The organism is Paracoccus sp. (in: a-proteobacteria) (assembly GCF_035556475.1).
Lineage (GTDB): Bacteria > Pseudomonadota > Alphaproteobacteria > Rhodobacterales > Rhodobacteraceae > Paracoccus.
Genome location: NZ_DATMFA010000083.1, coordinates 45,192 through 66,628, shown reverse-complemented (window position 1 = coordinate 66,628; position 21,437 = coordinate 45,192). Strand labels below are relative to the sequence as shown.

General features: G+C 66.9%; 19 protein-coding genes and 1 other RNA gene. 7 read left to right on the top strand and 13 right to left on the bottom strand.

The features are described from left to right. The 12 genes from VNQ78_RS10970 to VNQ78_RS10915 all read right to left on the bottom strand — a co-directional run. Positions 1-1,406, bottom strand: a 1,406-nt coding sequence (locus VNQ78_RS10970; RefSeq protein ID WP_325689587.1) for a DNA repair protein RecN, incomplete at its 3' end; no start/stop codon positions are given. 7 nt (positions 1,407-1,413) lie between these two features. After that, positions 1,414-2,259: an outer membrane protein assembly factor BamD gene (locus tag VNQ78_RS10965; RefSeq protein ID WP_325689585.1), complete on the bottom strand. Its 846-nt coding sequence runs from the start codon at positions 2,257-2,259 to the stop codon at positions 1,414-1,416. Positions 2,260-2,412: 153 nt separating this feature from the next. Then, positions 2,413-3,351, bottom strand: a complete 939-nt coding sequence (gene lpxC, locus VNQ78_RS10960) for a UDP-3-O-acyl-N-acetylglucosamine deacetylase (protein ID WP_325689583.1) — start codon at positions 3,349-3,351, stop codon at positions 2,413-2,415. Between the two features lie 236 nt (positions 3,352-3,587). Further along, positions 3,588-5,231: a cell division protein FtsZ gene (gene ftsZ / locus VNQ78_RS10955; protein ID WP_325689581.1), complete on the bottom strand. Its 1,644-nt coding sequence runs from the start codon at positions 5,229-5,231 to the stop codon at positions 3,588-3,590. A gap of 219 nt (positions 5,232-5,450) precedes the next feature. Further along, entirely contained in the window at positions 5,451-6,785 is a 1,335-nt protein-coding gene (gene ftsA, locus VNQ78_RS10950; protein ID WP_325689579.1) for a cell division protein FtsA, read from the bottom strand. A 23-nt stretch (positions 6,786-6,808) separates the two neighbouring features. Next, on the bottom strand, positions 6,809-7,852 hold the full coding sequence (locus tag VNQ78_RS10945) for a cell division protein FtsQ/DivIB (RefSeq protein WP_325689577.1): 1,044 nt from the start codon (positions 7,850-7,852) through the stop codon (positions 6,809-6,811). Beyond that, complete coding sequence (locus tag VNQ78_RS10940; RefSeq protein ID WP_325689598.1) at positions 7,840-8,763, bottom strand: D-alanine--D-alanine ligase; 924 nt, start codon at positions 8,761-8,763, stop codon at positions 7,840-7,842. Before VNQ78_RS10940 ends, VNQ78_RS10945 begins: the two co-directional genes overlap by 13 nt. A 117-nt stretch (positions 8,764-8,880) precedes the next feature. After that, positions 8,881-9,819 carry a UDP-N-acetylmuramate dehydrogenase gene (murB, locus tag VNQ78_RS10935; RefSeq protein WP_325689575.1) on the bottom strand — a complete coding sequence of 313 codons (939 nt, stop codon included), beginning with the start codon at positions 9,817-9,819 and terminating at the stop codon, positions 8,881-8,883. 64 nt (positions 9,820-9,883) lie between these two features. After that, positions 9,884-10,159, bottom strand: coding sequence for a DUF2484 family protein (locus VNQ78_RS10930; RefSeq protein WP_325689573.1), 276 nt, complete (start codon positions 10,157-10,159; stop codon positions 9,884-9,886). Next, positions 10,156-11,583, bottom strand: a complete 1,428-nt coding sequence (gene murC / locus VNQ78_RS10925; protein WP_325689571.1) for a UDP-N-acetylmuramate--L-alanine ligase — start codon at positions 11,581-11,583, stop codon at positions 10,156-10,158. The genes VNQ78_RS10930 and murC overlap by 4 nt, the downstream gene beginning before the upstream one ends. Then, a complete protein-coding gene (gene murG, locus VNQ78_RS10920) occupies positions 11,580-12,671 on the bottom strand; it encodes an undecaprenyldiphospho-muramoylpentapeptide beta-N-acetylglucosaminyltransferase (protein ID WP_325689569.1) in 1,092 nt (363 codons plus the stop codon). Before murG ends, murC begins: the two co-directional genes overlap by 4 nt. Next, positions 12,668-13,837, bottom strand: coding sequence for a putative peptidoglycan glycosyltransferase FtsW (locus VNQ78_RS10915; RefSeq protein WP_325689567.1), 1,170 nt, complete (start codon positions 13,835-13,837; stop codon positions 12,668-12,670). The genes murG and VNQ78_RS10915 overlap by 4 nt, the downstream gene beginning before the upstream one ends. 205 nt (positions 13,838-14,042) lie before the next feature. On the opposite strand from VNQ78_RS10915, the gene VNQ78_RS10910 reads away from it, so the two are divergent. The 7 genes from VNQ78_RS10910 (at position 14,043) to VNQ78_RS10880 (ending at position 20,768) form a co-directional block, all read left to right on the top strand. Continuing rightward, positions 14,043-14,906, top strand: a complete 864-nt coding sequence (locus VNQ78_RS10910; protein ID WP_325689564.1) for an ATPase — start codon at positions 14,043-14,045, stop codon at positions 14,904-14,906. Then, entirely contained in the window at positions 14,906-15,832 is a 927-nt protein-coding gene (locus VNQ78_RS10905; protein ID WP_325689562.1) for a homoserine O-succinyltransferase, read from the top strand. Before VNQ78_RS10910 ends, VNQ78_RS10905 begins: the two co-directional genes overlap by 1 nt. Positions 15,833-15,835: 3 nt before the next feature. After that, positions 15,836-16,750 carry a polyphosphate kinase 2 gene (gene ppk2, locus VNQ78_RS10900; RefSeq protein ID WP_325689560.1) on the top strand — a complete coding sequence of 305 codons (915 nt, stop codon included), beginning with the start codon at positions 15,836-15,838 and terminating at the stop codon, positions 16,748-16,750. Between the two features lie 155 nt (positions 16,751-16,905). Beyond that, positions 16,906-17,961 carry an ABC transporter substrate-binding protein gene (locus VNQ78_RS10895; RefSeq protein ID WP_325689558.1) on the top strand — a complete coding sequence of 352 codons (1,056 nt, stop codon included), beginning with the start codon at positions 16,906-16,908 and terminating at the stop codon, positions 17,959-17,961. Between the two features lie 158 nt (positions 17,962-18,119). Beyond that, positions 18,120-18,473: a transfer-messenger RNA gene (gene ssrA, locus VNQ78_RS10890) on the top strand. 68 nt (positions 18,474-18,541) lie between these two features. Further along, positions 18,542-19,813, top strand: a complete 1,272-nt coding sequence (locus VNQ78_RS10885) for a glutamate-5-semialdehyde dehydrogenase (RefSeq protein WP_325689557.1) — start codon at positions 18,542-18,544, stop codon at positions 19,811-19,813. Next, positions 19,791-20,768 carry an alpha/beta hydrolase gene (locus VNQ78_RS10880; RefSeq protein ID WP_325689555.1) on the top strand — a complete coding sequence of 326 codons (978 nt, stop codon included), beginning with the start codon at positions 19,791-19,793 and terminating at the stop codon, positions 20,766-20,768. The genes VNQ78_RS10885 and VNQ78_RS10880 overlap by 23 nt, the downstream gene beginning before the upstream one ends. On the opposite strand, the gene VNQ78_RS10875 is transcribed toward VNQ78_RS10880, so the two are convergent. Next, a complete protein-coding gene (locus VNQ78_RS10875) occupies positions 20,765-21,421 on the bottom strand; it encodes a histidine phosphotransferase family protein (RefSeq protein ID WP_325689553.1) in 657 nt (218 codons plus the stop codon). The genes VNQ78_RS10880 and VNQ78_RS10875 overlap by 4 nt on opposite strands. Between the last annotated feature and the right edge of the window lie 16 nt (positions 21,422-21,437).

The window sequence follows — 21,437 nt, the reverse complement described above, 5'->3', positions numbered from 1 at the left end:
CGCCCCACCGCATCGGCCGTGGCGCCGCCGACGCCGCGATCGATCTCGTCAAAAATCAGCACCAGCGAGTCATTGCCGCGCGCGAGGCAGACCTTCAACGCCAGCAGGAAACGCGACAACTCGCCGCCCGAGGAGATGCGGTCCAGCGGACCGCTGGGCGCGCCCGGATTGGTCGCGACGGTGAAGGCCACCGCGTCCCGCCCCTCGGGGCCGGGATCGGCGGGGGTGATGCGGGTCTCGAAAACCGCGCGCTCCATCTTCAGGGGCGCAAGCTCGGCCGCCATCGCGGCATCGAGCCGCTTGGCGGCCGTGGCGCGCGCTGCGCTCAGCCCCCCGGCCGCGCGGTCATAGGCGGCGTCGGCCGCGGCAACCGCCTCGGTCAGGCGCGCCAGATCCCCTTCGCCGGCGTCGATCCCGCCCAGCCGCTCGCGCAACTCATCGGCAAGGGTGGCGAGATCGTCGGCCAGAACCTCATGCTTGCGGGCAAGGGCCCGGAGCGCGAAAAGCCGCTCCTCGGTCAGTTCGAGGTCGCGCGGGTCGAATTCCATCGCCTCCAGCGCCCCCTCGACCCCGGCCAACGCCTCACCAAGTTCGATGAGGGCGCGTTGCAGGGCAGCAGCGGGCGCTTCCAGCCGCCCCTCGGCGCGTTCGGCGGCGGCATCCAGCCAACGCACGGCATCGAGCATCGCCCCTTCGGCGCCTTCCGGTCCCAACGCCTGCACAGCGCGCGCGACATCGCCGCGAATCCGCTCGGCCCCCTGCATCGCCCGGCGGCGGGTGTCGAGTTCCGCCTCCTCGCCCGGTTGCGGCGCCAGCTTGTCGAGTTCGGCGACGGCGTGGCGCAAAAACTCCTCCTCGCCCTTCGCGCTCGCAAGGGCGGCTTCGGCGGTGGCGAGCGCGGCGCGGGCCTCGCGTCGCGCGGCCCAGGCGGCGCGGACCGGCGCAAGGTCCAACCCCGCGAATGCGTCGAGGAGAAGCCGGTGACCGCGCGGGTTCAGAAGGCCCCGGTCGTCATGCTGGCCGTGAAGTTCCACCAGCGTTTCGGACAAGGACCGCAGCACCTCGCCCGAGGCACGGCGATCGTTGATATAGCCGGTCTTGCGCCCGTCGCCGGCATTGACGCGGCGCAGGATCAGCTCATCCGAAACCGGAAAGCCCGCCTCCTCCAGCAGGGTGCGGGCGGGATGGACGGGGGGCAGGTCGAAGACCGCCGTGACCTCGCCCTGGCTCGCCCCGCTGCGGATCAGGTCGGCCCGGCCGCGCCAGCCAAGGACGAAGCCGAGGCAATCGAGCAGGATCGACTTGCCCGCCCCGGTCTCTCCGGTCAGGACGTTCAGGCCCGGCCGGAAATCCAGTTCCAGCCGGTCGATCAGCAGCATGTCGCGAATGTCGAGATGCCGCAGCATCAGGCGGTTACAGCCACTTGCCCTGGATCACCTGGCGGTAGACATTCGTCAGCCAGCTGTTCCCGGTGGCTTCGGGCGACAGCCCCGCACCGCGAAGTTGCGCATAGGCGTCGCTATAGAAGGGTGAGGAGCGGAAGTTGTGGCCAAGGATCGCGCCGGCGGTCTGCGCCTCGTTGTTCAGTCCCAGCGCCAGATAGGCCTCGACCAGACGCATCAGCGCCTCGGGCGTATGGGTGGTGGTCTGGTATTCCTCGACCACGACGCGGAAGCGATTGATCGCGGCGGTATAATGGCCGCGCTTGAGGTAATAGCGCCCGATCTCCATCTCCTTGCCGGCGAGGTGGTCGAAGGCAAGGTCGAACTTGAGGATCGAGGAGCGCGCATATTCGGTGTCGGGATATTCCTCGATCACCTCGCGCAGCGCCTGCAGCGACTGGAAGGTCAGGCCCTGATCGCGGCCAACCTCGTCGATCTGGTCGTAATAGCTGAGGGCGAGCAGATATTTCGCATAGGCGGCGTCCTCATCCCCCGGATAGGTGTCGATGAAACGCTGCGCGGCCCCACGCGCCTCTTCGTAGTCGCGGGCGCGGTGATAGGAATAGGCCTGCATGATCAGCGCGCGCTTGGCCCAGTCGGAATAGGGATAGAGCCGCTCGACCTCCGAGAAATACTGCACGGCGTCGGCGGGCTTGCGGCTGTTCTCAAGCTCATATTCGCCGCGCTTGTAGATTTCCTCGGCGGTAAAGCTCTCGAGCGATTCGGGCTTTTTGCTGGAGCCGCCCCCGCACCCTGCCAGCAGAGCGACAGAGAGGGCCACCGCAACCAAGGAACCCGTCGATCTGATGCCCGCCATATCTACCTGCCCGTCAGAAAATCCATGCGCCCCGCGGGGGATTTGTCGCGCGGCCCGGTCGTCCTAGCACAGAAAAACGGGCGGCGCAAAATGGCAAAACACGGAAAAGGCGGGCTGATCGATCACCGAAACGGCACCGCCGCCGCCCATGGATCAGGCGACGGCAAGCTGCCGCGCACGCGGAGCGTAATGCGCGCTGTCCGAAAGGCCGGCGCCGGGCAGGCTTTGCTGCATCGCCGGCGTGACCGAAACCCATTCCCAGGCGTCCGGCGCGGCGAAAAGCGCGCGCAGCAGCTTGTTGGTCATGGCATGGCCCGCACGGTGGCCGGTATAGCGGCCGAGGATCGGTGCACCCGCCAGCGCAAGGTCGCCCATCGCATCCAGCATCTTGTGGCGCACGGCCTCGTCCGCGTGGCGCAGGCCGCCGGGCGACAGCACCTTGTCGCCGTCGATGACGACGGCGTTGAGATAGGTGCCGCCAAGCGCCAGGCCGTTCTGCTGCATCTCGATCACATCGGCCTGACGGCAGAAGGTGCGGCTGTCCATCAGCTCATGCACGAAGCTGCCATTCGCCATGTCGAGCCGTTTTTCCTGATGACCGATCGCGGCATCGGCAAAGTCGATGTCGAAATGGATCTCGAGATTTTCGGCCGGCGACAGGCGCGCAAAGCCCTGGCCGTGATGCACCTCGACCGGGCGCAGGATGCGGATCGCGCGCAGGCCGGCCTCGGGCTGCTGGCGGATCCCCGCCTCCAGAATGCCGGTCACGAAGGGCTCGGACGAACCATCGAGAATCGGCACTTCCGGGCCGTTCACCTCGACGATGGCGTTGTTGATGCCGGTCCCGGCCAGCGCGGCCATCACATGCTCGACCGTCGAAACGGTGGCGCCCTGCCCGTTGTCGAGCAGCGTGCAAAGCTGCGAGGGCGTCACATGGTCCCAGAGCGCGGGAATGCGCACGCCGCCCAGATCGGTGCGGACAAAGACGATGCCGTGATCGACCGGAGCAGGCAGAATCGCCAGCCGGACCGCTGCACCCGAGTGCAGGCCCACACCGCGGAACTGAGCTTTCTGAGCAATGGTCGTCTGCATGGTCTTGCCTATCTCACTTTATTTCCGGGGCCGTCCCGAACCTCGGGGACCCGGCCTTGATGCTGAGTTAGTCACGCAAGCAAAAAGTCACAATTAACGAATTGTAACGGGGTGAAACATTGGCAACGTTCCACTGCCATGCCCCCGTCGACAACCCGCAACCCTTTGCGAACACATAAGAAAAGGACCGCCGGAGCGGTCCTTGATCGAAGTGTCACGAAATATTTGTGATCGGCTCAGTTGGCCTGACGGCGCAGGAAAGCCGGAATTTCGACATTGTCATCGGCCCGGTCGGGGCTGGCCAGATCGTCGAAACCGGCATCGAAACCGCTGTTGCGACGGGCGGCCACGCGCTCGTTCACGCGCTCTGCGATGGTCGAGGCCGGCGGCTTTTCAGCCGCGTGGTCGCCATGGCCCGAGATCCGCTCGAGCATCCGGCTGAGCCCGCCCATCCGGCTCTGGACACGGCTGGCGACGTCCTGCGCCGGCTGCGGTTGCGGCTGGGACTGCTGCGCGGCACGCGGAGCGGGCTGCCCGCCCTGACGCTCGGGCGCGCGCTGGACGGCTTGCGCCAGGCGCTGCATCACCGCGTCCGAAGGCGTCCCTGCCGGTGCGGCCGCGCGGCGCGGCGCGACGAAGCTGCCGGAATCGGCGTTCAGCGCATCGGGTTGGGGCTGGCGCGTCTCGGGCTGATAGGCCGGACGCGGCATGTCCTCATCCTCATAGCGCGCGGCGGCGGGCTGCTGGGAACGCGGTTGCGGCGTGGCGACCGGGGCGGCTTCGCGCGCTTCGACCATGGGGGCAGAGCGGCGCGCCGGCACCTCTTCCTCGACCACGCGCTGCGAGACCGGCGGGTTCTGGGTCAGCGGCTCTTTCATGCCGCGGCGCGGTGCCGGGATCTCGGCCGTGGTGGCGTCGATGCCGGTCGCGACGACCGAGACGCGGATCGTGCCTTCCATGGACGGATCCATGGTCGAGCCGACGATGATATTGGCATCCGCATCGACCTTCTCGCGGATCTTCTCGGCCGCCTCGTCCATCTCGAACAGCGTGAGGTCGTAGCCGCCGGTGATGTTGATCAGGACGCCTTTCGCGCCGTTCAGGCTGATCTCGTCGAGGAGCGGGTTCGCGATCGCCTTCTCGGCCGCCTGCACTGCGCGATTCTCACCCGAGGCCTCGCCGGTGCCCATCATCGCCTTGCCCATCTCGTCCATCACCGCGCGCACGTCGGCGAAGTCGAGGTTGATCAGGCCCGGACGCACCATCAGGTCGGTCACGCCCTTGACGCCCTGATAGAGCACGTCATCGGCCATCGCGAAGGCTTCGGTGAAGGTGGTCTTTTCGTTGGCGAGACGGAACAGGTTCTGGTTCGGAATGATGATCAGCGTGTCGACGACCTTCTGCAGCGCCTCAACGCCGTCCTCGGCCTGACGCATCCGCTTGGTGCCCTCGAACTGGAAGGGCTTGGTGACGACGCCGACGGTCAGAATGCCCATCTCACGCGCGGCCTGGGCGATGATCGGGGCAGCGCCGGTGCCGGTGCCGCCGCCCATGCCGGCGGTAATGAAGCACATATGCGCGCCCATCAGGTGGTCGACGATGTCCTCGATCGTCTCCTCGGCGGCCTTGGCGCCGATCGAGGGCTTGGCGCCCGCGCCCAGCCCCTCGGTCACTTTCGGGCCGATCTGGATGCGGCTTTCCGCCTTGGAATTGGTCAGGGCCTGGGCATCGGTATTGGCGACGACGAACTCGACGCCCTCAAGCTGCTTGTCGATCATGTTGTTGACCGCGTTGCCGCCTGCACCACCCACGCCGAAAACGGTGATACGCGGCTTCAGTTCCTGGTCATCGTTCAGCATCAGATGGATCTGCCGTTCCATGTCTCGCCCGCCTTGTCTGTTGCGCCGAACCTGTGCGCGGTCCGGTCGAATCCCCGTATAGCTGAAAGCGTAGCCAGATTCGGCCCCACCGTCACCCTAAAAACACGGTCGCCCTACAAAATATGGCGTGAATCGCCGATGTTTTCGGCGGTATCTTGCCCATTCTCCGCCATGTGGTGGGAATACCCCCAACCACTACCGTATCAAGCTTCGATTCAACTACCAGTTGTTCTTGAACCACCGGTAGGCCCGCCGGAAACTGCGCGCCGGATAGGCTTCGGCGGGCATCTCGAAATCCCACCACTCGTCCTGCGGATGGGCCGTCAGCAGCGCCAGCCCGATGGCCGCGGAAAAGCCCGGAGCAGTCGCGTTATGCGGGAGTCCCTGGATCCGCAGCGGCCGTCCGATGCGGACATTCTGCCCCAGCATCCGGGCCGCCAGCACATCGAGGCCGGGGATCTGGCTGCCGCCGCCGGTCAGCACGACCTGGCGCGAGGGCATGAAGTCGAAGCCCGCCGCATCGAGGATCTCGGCCACGTTCTCGAGGATTTCCTCGACCCGCGGGCGCATGATTCCGATCAGGTCGGCCCGGCTGACGGCGCGGCGGTCGGTCTCCCAGTCGCCGGTCTCGCCGCCCAGCTCGATCATCTCGCGGTCGTCGCGGCCCGTCGCCTCGACCCCGCCATGCAGGGTCTTCAGCCGCTCGGCCTGCGCGTAGCTGACCCGCAGCCCCTTGGCGATGTCCTGCGTGATCAGGTCGCCCCCGAAGCGCACCGCATCGGCAAAGATCATGTGCTTCTTGATGAAGACCGACACGCCCGTCGTGCCACTGCCCAGGTCGATGCAGGCGGCGCCCAGTTCCTGCTCGTCCTCGACCAGCGCGGCGAGGCCCGAGGCATAGGAGGCCGAGGCGACCCCCGCCAGCTCCATGTCGCAGCGGCGGATGCAATGGACGAGGTTTCCGGCGGCATCGCCGTCCACGGTCAGCACATGCATGTCGACCGCCAGCCGGTCGCCGGAATGCTCGCGCGGATCCTGCATCCCCGAGCGGCCATCGACGGCAAAGTTCACGGGCTGCGCGTGCAGCACCTCGCGGCCTCGGCCGAAATCAGGGACATCGCAGGCTGCCAGCACGCGGGCCACGTCATCCTGCGCGACCTTGCCGCCGGGCAGCACGATCTCTCCGGCCAGCCCGTAGGAGGCCGGGCGCGCGCCCGAGATGCAGGCGATCACATGGTCGACGCGCGTGCCCGCGGCCTTCTGGGCGGATTGGATCACGGTGCGGATCGCGCGCTCGGTCTCGGCCATGGTCTGGATCTCGCCAAACCGCATCCCGCGTGAGCGGGTATGCGCGGTGCCGATCACCCGGAAATTGGACTGGCCCGCCATCGGGCCCACGCCATCCGTCTCGCGGAACTGGCCGGGGCCGTCGAATTGCAGGACGAGGCAGGCGATCTTCGAGGTTCCGATGTCGAGGACCGCAATCACGCCGCGTTGCATGGCCTGTCGGCGCATGTTCCGCATCGCTCGCTGGCCTTGATACAGATCCTTCATTTCCCTGCCCCCTCAAACCCTTGTCAGGTTTTTTTTACGCTGGTTCCCGTTGTCGTCCCGGTCTTCTTCTTGTCGCTCGCGCCGCTCTCGGACGCGATCGGCTGCCCATCGGGGCCGATTTCGCCCTGCCCGCGCGCCCGCCGGATGGCGTTCTGCGCGTCGAGGCCGATCTGCACCATCGGGCGGTCTTCCTGCCGCATGTCGATGACCGAGATATCGCGCGAGAGCATCTCTTGCGCCTGATCCATCGCCATCACGCGCTCAAGCGCGCGCAGCGCCCCATCCTCGGGCAGCTTGATGCGCTGGCCGCCCTCCAGAACGACGTCCCAGCGCCGTTCTCCGACCCGTTCGAGGCCCCGCAATTGCGGCAGGATCGGCCCGGCCGCGTCGATCAGGGCCATCGCCTCGGGCGCGGCGCGTTCCGCGCCCTCGCCCGCGATGATCGGCAAGTCCTTGCGAATGTCCCGCGCCGTCACCGAGGCGACGCGATGCCCGGCCTTGTCCAGCAACTCGATCCCGCGCGCATGACGCCAGAGGACGACCGGAACCCGCTCGGTCACGACGGCTGACAGGGTGCCGCTGGGCGTGATGCGCAACTGGACCGACTCGACGGCGTCGAGCTTCAGCACCCGCTCGCGCAGCTTGGCGAGGTCGATGTCGAAGCTCGAGGCGGGCAGGTCCACCGGCAGCATCGCGCGCAGGCCCTTGTCCACCGCCTCGGACGCGCCCTCGATCTCCATCGAATGGACCATGAAGGCGTCGCGGTGCTGGACCTTGTCCACAATCCCGTCGATCCCGCTGGCCAGATTGGCGCGCCGCGTCTCGTCCGAGAGCCAGATCCCGGCGACCATCGCGGCCAGAAAGGCGGGGATGCCGATGCGGACAAAGCGCCGGATCAGCGGGCGCAGCATCATCCGGTTCAGCCGGTAGGCAAGGCGCGACGGCGCCGGATCGCGGCGGACCGTCACCTTGGGTTGCGGCGGTGCGGGGCGCGAGGGCGCGTGCCGGATCGGTGCGGGCCGCGAGGCATCGCTCTGACCACCGCCAAAGGGATTCAGGCCCTGCATAGCGCCTCCTCGACGATCCAGCTGCACAGCGCCGGGAAATCCATCCCCTCATGCGCCGCCTGCTCGGGGGCAAGCGAGGTCGGCGTCATGCCGGGCTGGGTATTCGTCTCCAGAAGGATCAGTCCTTCGAGGCCACGGCTGTCGTCCCAGCGGAAATCGCTGCGGCTGAGCCCGCGGCACCCAAGCGCCTGATGCGCCCGGACGGCATAGTCGCGGCAGGCGGCATCGACCTCGGCCGGGATCTCGGCGGGGATCACATGCTTCGATCCGCCGGGCTTGTATTTCGCGTCATAGTCATACCAGCCCGAGGTCACGATCTCGGTCACGCCAAGCGCGTGGTCGCCCAGCACCGCAACGGTCAGCTCGCGCCCGGCGACATAGCTTTCGACCATGACCCGCGCGGGCATCTGCTCGGAAAGCTGCGGCGGCGCATTCGCCCGATCGTGGACGATATAGACCCCGACCGAGGAGCCTTCATCATTCGGCTTGACGACATAAGGCGGCGGCATGACATGGCGCGCGCGAACCTCGCCCGCATCGGCGATCAGGCTTTCAGCGACCGGGAGGCCGGCATCGCGGAAGACCTGCTTGGCGCGGTTCTTGTCCATCGCGAGGGCAGAGGCCAGCACGCCCGAATGGGTATAGCGCAGGCCCAGCCACTCCATCATGCCCTGAACGCAGCCATCCTCGCCCCAGCGGCCATGCAATGCGTTGAACACGACATCGGGCGCGGCCTCGGCCAGACGCTCGGGCAGATCCCTGCCCGCGTCGATCTCGATGACTTCATAGCCCGCCTGTCGCAGCGCCTGCGCGCATTCCCGCCCCGAGGACAGGGAGACCTCGCGCTCGGCCGAGGGTCCGCCCTTGAGAACTGCGACTTTCGGGGCCGACCTGCTCGACCTGCCCGCCAATTTCTGCCTCATAACCCCGGTTGATCCGGGTATTTATGCAGCGAGGATAGCGGCTGATCCCTATTCGCAAAAGGCCCTTTTCGCGTTCCGCGCGATTTTTCCAGTCGGACCGGCGGCTTACGGCTCACCTATGCGAATGACTTCCCATTGCAGGTCATGGCCGCTGGTGTCGCGCACGCGCTGGCGCACCAACTCTCCCAGCGCCTCGAGTTCCGCGGCGGTGGCGCCTTCGGCATTCAGCAGGAAATTCGGATGCTTCTCCGACATCTGCGCCCCGCCAAGGCGATGGCCGCGCAGACCGGCCGCGTCGATCAGGCTCCATGCCTTCAACTCGTGGCTGTCATCCGCCCGCCCGGTCGAGGAAAAGCCAGCCGGGTTGCGGAAGGTCGAGCCGGCGCTGCGGTCGCGCGTCGGCTGGCTCGCATCGCGGCGGGCAAGCTGCTCCTCCATCCGCGCGTGGAGGGCGGCCGGGTCGGCGCGATCCGCACGGAGGCGGGCCTCGATCACGACCCAGCCCTCGGGCAGGTCGGAATGGCGATAGCCAAGGCGCAGGTCGGCGGCCGGAATCTCGTGCAGGCTGCCGTCGCGCGCCACCGCCCGGACCGAGATCAGGTGGTCGGCGACATAGGCGCCATAGCAACCGGCATTCATCCTGACGGCGCCGCCGATGCTGCCGGGAATGGTGCGCAGGAAAGTCAGGTCCAGCCCGGCATCGGCGGCGCGGCGCGCGACATGGGCATCGAGCGCCGCGGCACCCGCCGTCACCACCTCGCCCGCGCATGAAATGCCGTTGAAGCCCCGGCCCAGACGGACGACCACGCCCCGGATCCCCCCGTCGCGCACGATCAGGTTCGAGCCGACGCCCATCGGGAAAACGGACAGCGCGGAATCGAGGCTTGCGAGGAAACCGGTCAGATCGGCCTCGTCCGCAGGCTGAAACAGCCAGTCCGCCGGACCGCCGACCCGCAGCCAGGTCAGATCGGCCAACGCCCGCTGGGGCGTCAGCGTGCCGCGCGTTTCGGGCAGGCTCGGGACGGGACGGGCAAGACTGGTCATGGCGCGCTCCTGATGACGGTCGGCGGCCGTCTTAATCCAAACCGGAGCCGCGCGCAAACCGGGGCTAGAGTATCCCCCGCTGCGAGGATCCGGCCGACTGGCCACGCCGCGCAAGGGGCGGCCAGACCAGCAACAGAAGCCCGAGCGACAGGAACAGCACGCCGAATCCCGGTCCGCAGAGGAAGGTCAGCCAGCCCAGCAGCGGCACGCCGGCCAGAACCAGCGACCAGAGCACCGCATGGCGCAGGGTCGGGCGGATGAAGGGCAGCAAGCAGGCAAGGACAGCCCACCCCAGCGCAAGAGTCGCGGCAGTGGCGGGATGGCTCGCCAGTTCACTCACGCGGCCTTCTCCTGCAGTCGTTCCGGGAGATTGTTGGCCCAGGTCGAGATCGTGCCCGCACCAAGGCAGACGACCATGTCGCCGGGCCGGGCCTGCTCGCGCACCAGCCGGGCCAGATCGGCCTCGTCGATCACGGCGCGGGCATGGCGGTGGCCATGCGCGATCAGCCCCGCGACCAGATCATCGCGCGAGGCGCCGGGGATCGGCTCTTCGCCCGCGGAATAGACCTCGGCGATGCCGACCACATCCGCCTCGTTGAAGCAGGTGCAGAAATCGTCGAAAAGGCTGGAAAGCCGGGTATAGCGATGCGGCTGGTGGACGGCGATGACGCGGCCCTTGGTCGCCTGCCGCGCCGCCTTCAGCACTGCCGCGATCTCGACCGGGTGATGGCCGTAATCGTCGATGATGGTGACGCCGTTCACCTCGCCCACGCGGGTGAAGCGACGGCCGACGCCGCCGAATTTCGCCAGCGCCTCGCGGATCTGGGCGCGTTTCATGCCCAGATGCCGGGCGACGGCGACGGCGGCCAGCGCGTTCGAGACGTTGTGGTCCCCCGGCATCGGCAGGGTGCAACCCTCGATCACCGGGATCTCGCCCTCGTTCAGCTCGGCCTCGCCCTGAAGGGCGATGTCGAAATGCGCGACGCCGTTTTCATAGGTCAGGTTCATTGCCCGCACATCGGCCTGCGCGTTGAAGCCGAAGGTGACGACGCGGCGGTCGGTCAGCTTGCCGACCAGCGATTGCACCTCGGGGTGGTCGGTGCAGCAGACGGCGAGGCCATAGAACGGGATGTTCGAGACGAAATCCTGAAAGCCCTTCCTCAGCGCGTCGAAACTGCCCCAATGCTCCATATGCTCGGGGTCGATGTTCGTGACGATCGCGATGGTCGCGGGCAGGCGGTTGAAGCTGCCGTCGCTCTCATCCGCCTCGACCACCATCCATTCACCGGCGCCGGCGCGCGCGTTCGAGCCATAGGCATGGATCACGCCGCCATTGATCACGGTCGGATCGAAGCCGCCCGCATCCAGCAGCGTCGCCACCATCGTCGTCGTCGTGGTCTTGCCATGCGTCCCCGCAATCGCGACGTTCGAGCGCAGGCGCATCAGTTCCGCCAGCATCTCGGCCCGGCGCACGATGGGAAGGCCGCGACGGCGCGCCTCCTCAAGCTCGGGGTTGCCCTTCTTGATCGCGGTCGAGATCACCACGACGCCCGCCTCGCCGATATTCTCGGCGCGCTGGCCCTCGAATATCGTCGCGCCCAGCGTCTCCAGCCGGTCGGTGATCTTCGAGCGTTTCGCGTCCGATCCCTGCACGGCATAGCCCAGCGTCATCAGCACCTCGGCGATGCCGGACATGCCGATGCCGCCGATGCCGACGAAATGGATGGGCCCGAGTTCGCCCGGGAGTTTGGTCGCTGCGTTCATGCGGTCAGGTCCGTCACTAGATCTGCAAGTCGCTGCGCCGCATCGGGGCGACCAAGGGCCAGAGCAGCCGCAGCCATCGAGGTGGCGCGTGCGCCATCCGAGAGAATCCCACGCATGTCGCGCCTCAGGCTCTCGGCGTCAAGCACGGATTCGGGAAGAAGCATGGCCGCGCCCGATTCCGCAAGGGCGCGCGCATTGGCGGTCTGGTGGTCGCCGCTGGCCGCCGCGAAGGGCACGAGGATGGAGGGACGCCCGATCACGGTGATGTCCGCAATCGAGGATGCGCCGGCCCGGCTGACGACCAGCTGGCTCTCGGCAAGGCGGCGCGGAACGTCCTCGAAGAAGGGCTGCACATCGGCCTCGACCCCGGCATCGCGATAGGCGGCGGTGACGCGGTTGCCGTCCTCGGCCCGCGCCTGATGGCTGACCCGCAGCCGCGCGCGGACTTCCTCGGGCAGGCCCGCGACGGCGGCGGGCACCATGTCCGACAGGACGCGCGCGCCTTGGCTGCCGCCGATCACAAGGATGTTCAACGCCCCCTCGCCCGGCGGCTGATAGGGCGTGCCGGCGCGGTCGCGCACGGCCTGACGCACGGGATTGCCGATATGGATGCCCTCGACCCCCTGCGGCAGTTCGGCGGGCCAGGTGCCGCAGGCGATCTTGTTGACATGCCGGGCAAAGGCCGCGTTCACGCGCCCCATCACTGCATTCTGTTCATGGATCATGCGCGGGATGCGCAGGGTCAGCGCGGCGGCCAGCGCCGGAATGGTCGGATAGCCGCCGAAGCCCACCACGACGGCGGGCCGGTCGGCCTTCAGCGCGCGCATCGCCGCCAGCACGCCGCTGCCGATCCGAAAGGGCGAGATCAGTTTCGCGCCGATCCCACCCCGGGCCGGTGTGGCGGAGTTCACGACCTCGCGCGTGACGGCATGGGGAAAGCCGCCGGAATAGCGGGCGCCGCGCTCATCCGTCGAGAGGGTGACGCGCCAGCCGCGGTCCAGCAATTCCTCGGCCAGCGACTGCGCCGGGAACATGTGCCCGCCGGTGCCACCGGCAGCGATCAGGCAATAGGGGATCTTCACGGTCATGTCCGCCCCCGCCCGAGGACGTCCGAGATCCGCCCCTGCGGCCGCGACCGGGTCAGCGCGAGGAGCATCCCCGCCGCGATCCCCGAGGCGATGACCGAGGAGCCGCCATAGCTGACGAAAGGCAGCGTCATCCCCTTGGCGGGCAGAAGCCGCACGGCGACGCCCATGTTGATCAGCGCCTGCACCCCGAAGGCGCAGGCAAGCCCGGTCCCCGCGATCCGCGCGAAGGGATCACGCTCGTTGCGCAGGCGCAGCAGCGAGCGCACGACGATGGTGACGTAAAGGACGATGATCGCCAGCACCATGATCAGGCCGTATTCCTCGGCCGCGACGGCGATGATGAAATCGGTATGCGCATCGGGCAGCGACCATTTGACCGAGCCCTCGCCGACGCCGACGCCAAAGAAGCCGCCCTCCTGGATCGCGTTCGCGGCATAGCCAAGCTGGGTGCGAGGATCGACCTCGGCGGCGAGGAAGCCGTCGATGCGGCGGGCAAAGTGTTCGGACGCGCCATAGGCGAAGACTCCCCCGACCACCGCGACGCCAAGGACGCTGCACAGCAGATAAAGCGGCGCGCCGGCGATGAAATACATCACGCACCAGGAAAACAGCACCAGCGAGGCCTGGCCGAAATCGGGCTGCAACGCCAGCAGCACCACGACAAGCCCCGCGATCCCGGCCGAGTAAAGGCGACCGGGCGGCCCGCCAACCTCCTGGCTGGCCGCCATGAACCAGGCGCAGATGCCGATGAAGCAGGGTTTCAGGAACTCGGACGGTTGCACCGACATGCCGCCCGGCAGGCGCAGCCAGCGCACCGCGCCCTTGCCGAAATCGGTGCCGATGAAGGGCAGCAGCACGATCGCGACCAGCGCCAGCGCGAATCCAAGGACCGCAAGCCGGCGCACGAAGCGCGGCGAGAAAGTCGAGATGACCAGCATCACCAGCAGCGCGCCAAAGCCGAACACCGCCTGTCGGGTCACATAGTAGAATTGCGGAAGGTTGTTCTTCTCGGCCAGCGGCACCGAGGCCGCGAGGCCCAACAGCAGCCCCATCGAAAAAAGCCCCAGCACACATGCAAGGGACCACCGATCGACTGTGCGCCACCAGCGTGGGAGAATCGGATCACCAGCCCGAACAGGTGTGGTGCCAAAGACCATTTCGGTCATGGATGAACCGCCGTCACTGCCTCTGCCATAACCCGTTTCCGGGCGCCCGTTTTCCGGGTCTGGGCGGGATGATAGCGCGATCTGCCTCATCGCGCTACAGCGGATTCGCCTTTTCGGCGAGACCCGCCCATCCGGCAGGGGCACCCCCCCTTTTCTATCGGCGCGCGCGGGCTTAACTGTCGCTGGACCCGGCAGAGGATGGCCCATGCTCTACGATACCAAAGCCGAATGGCTGGCGGCACCGCGCAGGCGGGTGCTCTTCTTCGGCATGTCGGGACTTGGCAAGACCTATCTCGCCTCCATGCTCAGGAATGCCGGCGACTGGTTCCATTACTCGGTCGATTACCGCATCGGCACGCGCTATATGGGCGAGCTGATCGCCGACAACTTCAAGCGCGAGGCGATGAAGGTTCCCTTCCTGCGCGAACTGCTGCTGTCGGATTCGGTCTATATCGCCTCGAACATCACCTTCGAGAACCTCGCGCCCCTCTCGACCTATCTGGGCAAGCCGGGCAGCCCGACACGCGGCGGACTTGAGTTCGACGAATACATGCGCCGGCAGGACCAGCACCGCATGGCCGAGATCGCCTCGCTTCTCGACAGCGGCCATTTCATCCGCCGCGCCGAGGAGATCTATGCGATCCCGAACTTTGTCTGCGATTCGGGCGGCTCGGTCTGCGAGGTGGTCGATCCCTTCGCGGATGCGGACCCGGTCCTCGACGCGCTGGAACGCGATATGCTGCTGGTCTGGATCCGCGGATCCGACGCCCATACCGCCGAACTGGTCCGCCGCTTCGACCGCGCGCCGAAACCCATGTATTACCAGCCCGAGTTCCTCGACCGCGCCTGGACCGCCTATCGGGTGGAAAAGGGCCTCCGCGAGGATCAGGTCAATCCCGACGACTTCATCCGCTGGACCTATGCCCGCGCCCTCGCCCATCGCCAGCCCCGGTATGAGGCCATGGCGCGGCGCGGCGTGACGCTGCTGGCCGAGGAAGTCGCCGAAGTCGGCTCGCCCGAGGACCTGATCGGTCTGATCGGACGCGCCATCGACAGAAAGGACGCATGATGCCCATTACCCTGCCAAATGACCTGCCCGCCTTTGACATCCTGTCGAACGAAGGCGTCATGGTCATGTCGCCGGGCCGGGCCGCGACCCAGGACATCCGGCCCCTGCGGATCGGCCTGCTGAACCTGATGCCGAAAAAGATCCAGACCGAGAACCAGTTCGCCCGGCTGATCGGCGCCACGCCCCTGCAGATCGACTTCCAGCTGATCCGCATGTCCGACCATGAAAGCCGCAACACCGCCGCCGATCACATGCAATCCTTCTACCGCCGCTTCTGCGAGGTCGAGGAGACGGGCGAGAAATTCGACGGCCTGATCATCACCGGCGCGCCGATCGAACACCTTCCCTTCCACGAGGTGACGTATTGGGCCGAGCTGGAGCGGGTTTTCGAGTGGACCCAGAGCCATGTGCATTCCACCTTCGGCGTCTGCTGGGGCGGCATGGCCATGGCCTGGCATTTCAACCGTCTGGAAAAGCACATCCTCGACCGCAAGGCCTTCGGCTGCTTCCGCCATCGGAACCTCGCCCCCGCCAGCCCCTATCTGCGCGGCTTTTCCGATGACGTGCTGGTCCCGGTCAGCCGCTGGACCGAGGTGCGCCAGGACGAGGTCGACGAGATCGCCGGCCTTCGCACCCTGATCGCCTCGGATCAGGTTGGCCCCTGCCTGATCGAGGATGCCGGCCACCGCGCCCTCTATGTCTTCAACCATTTCGAATATGACAGCACCACGCTCAAGGACGAGTTTGACCGCGACGTCACCTCGGGCAAGCCAATCAATGTGCCGGTGAACTACTATCCCGACGACGACCCCGCCCAGCAGCCGACGAACCGCTGGCGCAGCCATGCCCATCTGCTTTACGGTAACTGGATCAACGAGATCTACCAGACCACCTATTACGACATGGACCGTATCGGAAAGGGCTAGGCCGTGGCGAAGAAGTCCGACGACAAGGCGCTGACCAAGGCGCAACCCGACCTGCCCTATGTCGGCGCGATCACCCGCTATCTCGAGAAGGACGCGCCGCCGGGGATCCGCAAGGCGATCACGACGGCGGACAAGGATGACATCCTCGGCGACAGCTACCCCTATCCCGAGGAAATGAAGCCCAAGGATTACGACGAGCATATGGAGCTGCTGCAACTCCAGCTCGTCCGCATGATGCGCGACGTGATCCATACCGGCAAACGGGTCGTCGTCCTTTTCGAGGGCCGCGACGCCGCCGGCAAGGGTGGCACCATCGAACGCGTGCGCGAGAACCTTAACCCGCGCTCGGCCTATATCGTCGCCCTGCCCAAGCCCAGCGAGCGCGAGGCCGGGCAATGGTATTTCCAACGCTATGTCGACTGGCTGCCGACCAGCGGCGAGATCGCGCTTTTCGACCGCAGCTGGTACAATCGCGGCGTGGTCGAGCGGGTCTTCGGCTTCTCGACTGAGGCGCAGCGGGAAACCTTCTTCCGCCAGCTCCCCCAATTCGAGGCCATGTTCGCCGATGACGGCATCATCCTCGTCAAACTCTGGCTGAACGTCGGGCGGGCCGAACAACTCAAGAGGTTCCTCGACCGCGAACAGGATCCGCTGAAGCAATGGAAGCTCAGCGCGATCGACGTGGACGGGCTGAAGAAATGGGACGATTACACCGCGGCGATCAAGGACACGCTGAACCGCAGCCATACCCAGGTCGCGCCCTGGACGGTGATCCGCTCGGATGACAAGCGCCGCGCCCGGATCGCGGCGATCCAGACCATCCTGCGCGCCGTCGACTTCGCCGGACGTGACGACGCCCTGATCGGCCGGCCCGATCCCCTGATCGTCGGCGGCCCCGAGATCATCCGCCCCGACTGATCGGCCCCGCACCATTCCACAGCAGTCGAGGGTCGCGCCGCATTTTCCGGCGCGATCCCAGACCCTGACCGCGCAGGGCGCAGCGAATGCTTGCGAGGCAGGGTTGTGGCCGCTAGCGTTCGGGCATCTGCCACGCACAGCTCACAAGGTCCCAGATGAAACTTCTGCGCTCCTCCGCCCTCGCGCTCATCCTGTCGGGCGCGGCGTTTGCCCTGCCCGCCCATGCCGCCGATCCCCAGCTGACGGTCTTCGACTGGGCCGGGTTCGAGGAACCCTCGATCTTCCAGGGCTATATCGACAAGAACGGCGACAGCCCGACCTTCGCCTTCTATGGCGACGATGACGAAGCCTATCAGAAGCTCGCTTCGGGCTTCAAAGCCGACGTCGCCCATCCCTGTTCGCAGATGGTCTCCAAATATCGCGACGCCGGCCTGATCGAGCCCTGGGACGTCTCGAAGATCCCGGCTTTCGAGACGCTTGACCCGAAGTTCCTTGCTTCGCCGATCTTCAAGGACGATTCCGGCGTCTGGTATATTCCGACCGACTGGGGCGCGACCGCCATCGCCTATAACTCCGAGAACGTCCCGGCCGAGGACGTGGCCAGCCTCGATGTCTTCATCAACCCGAAATACCAGGGCCGCACCTCCCTGCCGGATTCGGCCGATGACGTCTGGGCGCTGGCCTATCTCGCGACCGGCGTGACCGACTGGACCAAGGTGACCGATGAACAGTTCGCCGCCGCCGCCGACTGGTTGCGCAAGGCGCATCAGAACGTCGCCGCATACTGGGCCGACCCGTCCGAGCAGGCGCAGCTGATGGCCTCGGGCGCGGTCGATGTCGCCTGGTCCTGGAATGACGGCGTCGTGCTCTTGCAGAACGAGGGCTTCCCCGTCGGCTTCCAGCGCGCACCGAAGGAAGGCTCCTCGACCTTCTTCTGCGGCTTCATCAACCTGAAAAACGGACCGGGCAGCGAAGACAAGGCCTATGACTTCATCAATGCCTGGCTCGCCCCGCCGGCGGCCAAGGGCCTTCTGGACACGATCGGCTACGGCCATACCTCGACCGTCGCCATGGAGACGATCAAGGACGAGCCCGCGGTAAAGGAGGGCCTGAGCGAGGTTGACGCCCCGATCCTCGCCCAGACCCCGAACGATCCCGCACAGCGCGAAAAGCAGCTCGCCGAGTTCGAGAAGATCAAGGCCGGCTTCTGATCCCGCATCGATCCCCGGGCGAATCGCGCGTTGCGAGCTTGGCATGGGTATTTGGAAAACGGTGAAACATCGCAATCTGCGACCCGTTTCACCGTTGAGAAATACCCCGAGGGGTGAATTGGCCCGCGAAGCGGGACAAGAGGGGAGCGGCGCTCCCCTCCCTTGCACTTGTGCGACCCTCCACCTATATTCGTCTGGTCCGGGTTCGCCCGGACTATGGACATAAACGCGCAGGTAATAAGCGGATCGGACCCGGGGGCGGTACCCGGCGACTCCACCAAACATCCCTCGTTGGGGGCGAATGGGGTCGAAACAGGATCGACGAACGTCTAAAGCTGTTTGCTTTGTCTCGGTGAGCTACCACCGATATCGGTGCAAATTGTACAGTTGCCAACGACAACCGTGCTCCGGTGGCTCTGGCTGCTTAAGCAGTTCGAGTACCGAAACTTAAGCCCTTGCGCCTAGCAGCGTAAGGCGGGGCCCGCAGGAGCCTGGCAACAGAATCCTGCACCTTCCCCTTTCCACTGGTTTTTCGCTGCCTGCGGGCCTATGTCTCGGGCCCATGCAAGGGAATGCCGCCATGAAAGACCTGACCTGTTCCGACGCCGATGCTCTGATCGCCGAACTGGGCGAACGGGCGCGAGATGCCGCGACCGTGCTGGCCGAGGCTTCGGCCGAGCGCAAGCATGCCGCGCTGATCGGTGCCGCCGACGCGATCCTGAAGGCCGAGGACGAGATTTTCGACGCCAACAACCTGGACATGCAGTTTGCTGCGGAAAAGGGCCTCGGCCCGGCGATGCTCGACCGTCTGCGCCTCGATGGTCCGCGCATTCGCGCCATGGCCGAGGGGTTGCGCGCTGTCGCAGCCCAACCCGATCCCGTGGGTCGGGTTCTGGCGGAATGGGACCGTCCGAACGGGCTGCACATTCGGCGCGTGGCAACCCCTCTGGGTGTCATCGGTGTCATCTATGAAAGCCGGCCCAACGTGACGGCCGACGCGGCGGCGCTTGCCCTCAAGTCGGGGAATGCGGTCATCCTGCGTGGCGGCTCGGAAAGCCTGAACAGCGCGGCGGCGATCCATCGCGCCCTCGTGACCGGGGTTCTGCAGGCCGGCCTGCCCGAGGCCGCGATCCAGCTTGTCCCGACCCGCGACCGCGAGGCCGTGGCCGCGATGCTGCGCGCGCAAGGCCTGATCGACGTGATCGTGCCGCGCGGCGGCAAGGGCCTTGTCGGCCTTGTCCAGAAGGAAGCCCGCGTCCCGGTCTTTGCCCATCTGGAAGGGATCTGCCATGTCTATGCCGATGGCGATGCCGATCTTGATAAAGCGCGGCGCGTGGTGGTCAATGCCAAGACCCGGCGCACCGGCATCTGCGGCGCTGCCGAATGCCTGCTGATCGACCGCGCCTTCCATGCCAAGCATGGGCCGGTCCTGATCCAGGACCTGCTTGATGCGGGCGTCGAGGTCCGGGCCGAGGGCGAGCTTGCCGCCATTCCCGGCACCGTGGCCGCCGAGCCCGGCGATTTCGGGCAGGAGTTCCTCGACAAGATCATCGCCGTTCGGCTGGTCGATGGCGTGGACGGGGCGATCGACCATATCCGCCGCCACGGCTCGGGCCATACGGAATCCATCCTGACCGAAAGCGATGCCGCCGCCGACCGCTTCTTCAAGCGCCTCGACAGCGCGATCCTGATGCGCAACGCCTCGACCCAGTTCGCCGATGGCGGAGAGTTCGGCATGGGCGCCGAGATCGGCATCGCGACCGGCAAGATGCATGCCCGCGGCCCGGTCGGCGCCGAGCAACTGACGAGCTTCAAGTATCTGGTCACCGGTGACGGCACCATCCGCCCATGATCCCGCCCCGTCGAGGCGGGCGGAACGGCTGCTGGATGATCCCCGCCACCGGGTCACGCTGTTTCGTGCGCCCGGCGGCAGCGACCGGGCTGTCGTCTGCTTCGAACCCGGGCGCGATCGCATGGACGGTTTCGACAAGACCACCTGCCCGCGCTTTGCCGAGCGGCTGGGCATCGACGCGCTGACCGTCCAGACCTCGCGCCGGGACTGGTTTCTTTCGGATGCCAGTGCGGCGCTGGCGGCCAGCCTCGACGCCGCGACGGCGGGCTATGACGAGGTCGTCGCCTCGGGCTTCTCGATGGGGGGCTATGGCGCGCTTCTCTATTCGCGGGCAGCGCGCGTCCGGCGCATCCTCGCCGTCTCGCCGCAATATTGCATCGACCCTGCGGTCGCGCCCTATGACCCCGGACGACACGGGAAATTCCGGCGCATGGGGCGTGCCATGCCGCGACCCGAGGAATGGGGCGATACTGGGATCCGGGGCGCGCTGATCTTTGATCCCGCCATCGTCGCCGATCGGCTGCACGCGCGAAACATCATGGCCGCGTTTCCGCATCTGGTGCCGGTCGCCCTGCCCCATGGCGGCCATCCCGCGACCGGGACCATCGCCGAGGCGGGCCGGATCGGCGCCATCTCGACCATGCTGGTCGAGGACCGGCTCGACGCCCGCCGCATCCGCCGCCTGCATCGCGAGGCGCGCAAGACCTCAGCGCGCTATCGCCTCAGCCTCGCCAGCGCCGGGCTCTTGCGGCATGGCGCGCGGGCCGGGGCTGAATTGCGCGCCCTTGCAGAAGGGGCCGCACCGCAATTGCGGCTGGAGGCGGGCCTCGCTCTTCTCTCGCATGACAGCGAGGCGGGCAGCCGGGCGCTGAGCCAGTTGCTGGACGAATTTCCCGATGCCCCACCCTCATGGGCGCGGCGCATCGGGCGCGCCCTGGCCGGGCTTTCGGACTAGAAGGCGATCTCGCCGCCCCGCTCGTCCAGCTCCCATGTCAGGCCGCGCCCCGCCTGTGCGGCAAAGGCCGCGAGAAGCGGGAAATGGATCTCGGAGGGCTGCGCCTCGGGCAGATCCCGCCCCGGCTCGGCCCCGAGCCAGGACCAGAGCGCCGGGTCGGCCTTGGTCCGCACCGCCTCTGCCACCAGCCGCCAGCCGACCGCGCCGCGGCAGACCAGGATGCCGCCGCCCCAGGGCAGCGCGGTCTCAAGGCACATGAGGCCGAGCAGGATCAGCCGCGCCTCGCTGCGGGGTAGATCGCCCTCGGCCTCCAGCCGAACCCGGATGCGCCCGGATTTCTCGAGGTCCGAGAGCAGCCCCGCAAGCTCGTTCAACCCCGTCCTCTGCTCGGCTGCGGCATGTCCGAAGGCCATGCGGAACCAGCGGATGCGCGCCCGCGCCGCCTCGACGCTGTCGGCGATCAGCGAATATTCCGGGCTTTTCGCCAGCCCCGGATAATCGCCCGACATGAGCAGCAGCTCCAACCCGTTGCCAATCGCGCCCAGGGGCGAGATCAGGTCATGGCAGAGGCGCGAGCTGACGAGGCTCGCCGCCTTTTCGGGCAGGACCGGGAATGGCGATGCCGGCTTGAGGTTGATTGTCACGTCGTCCATTGAGGTCTAGCCTTGC

Excerpts from the sequence above, each read along its gene's own strand:
- VNQ78_RS10965 (WP_325689585.1), bottom strand. The coding sequence starts at position 2,259 with ATGGCGGGCATCAGATCGACGGGTTCCTTGGTTGCGGTGGCCCTCTCT.
- lpxC (WP_325689583.1), bottom strand. The coding sequence starts at position 3,351 with ATGCAGACGACCATTGCTCAGAAAGCTCAGTTCCGCGGTGTGGGCCTG.
- ftsZ (WP_325689581.1), bottom strand. The coding sequence starts at position 5,231 with ATGGAACGGCAGATCCATCTGATGCTGAACGATGACCAGGAACTGAAG.
- ftsA (WP_325689579.1), bottom strand. The coding sequence starts at position 6,785 with ATGAAGGATCTGTATCAAGGCCAGCGAGCGATGCGGAACATGCGCCGA.
- VNQ78_RS10945 (WP_325689577.1), bottom strand. The coding sequence starts at position 7,852 with ATGCAGGGCCTGAATCCCTTTGGCGGTGGTCAGAGCGATGCCTCGCGG.
- murB (WP_325689575.1), bottom strand. The coding sequence starts at position 9,819 with ATGACCAGTCTTGCCCGTCCCGTCCCGAGCCTGCCCGAAACGCGCGGC.
- murC (WP_325689571.1), bottom strand. The coding sequence starts at position 11,583 with ATGAACGCAGCGACCAAACTCCCGGGCGAACTCGGGCCCATCCATTTC.
- murG (WP_325689569.1), bottom strand. The coding sequence starts at position 12,671 with ATGACCGTGAAGATCCCCTATTGCCTGATCGCTGCCGGTGGCACCGGC.
- VNQ78_RS10915 (WP_325689567.1), bottom strand. The coding sequence starts at position 13,837 with ATGACCGAAATGGTCTTTGGCACCACACCTGTTCGGGCTGGTGATCCG.
- VNQ78_RS10910 (WP_325689564.1), top strand. The coding sequence starts at position 14,043 with ATGCTCTACGATACCAAAGCCGAATGGCTGGCGGCACCGCGCAGGCGG.
- VNQ78_RS10905 (WP_325689562.1), top strand. The coding sequence starts at position 14,906 with ATGCCCATTACCCTGCCAAATGACCTGCCCGCCTTTGACATCCTGTCG.
- VNQ78_RS10895 (WP_325689558.1), top strand. The coding sequence starts at position 16,906 with ATGAAACTTCTGCGCTCCTCCGCCCTCGCGCTCATCCTGTCGGGCGCG.
- VNQ78_RS10885 (WP_325689557.1), top strand. The coding sequence starts at position 18,542 with ATGAAAGACCTGACCTGTTCCGACGCCGATGCTCTGATCGCCGAACTG.
- VNQ78_RS10875 (WP_325689553.1), bottom strand. The coding sequence starts at position 21,421 with ATGGACGACGTGACAATCAACCTCAAGCCGGCATCGCCATTCCCGGTC.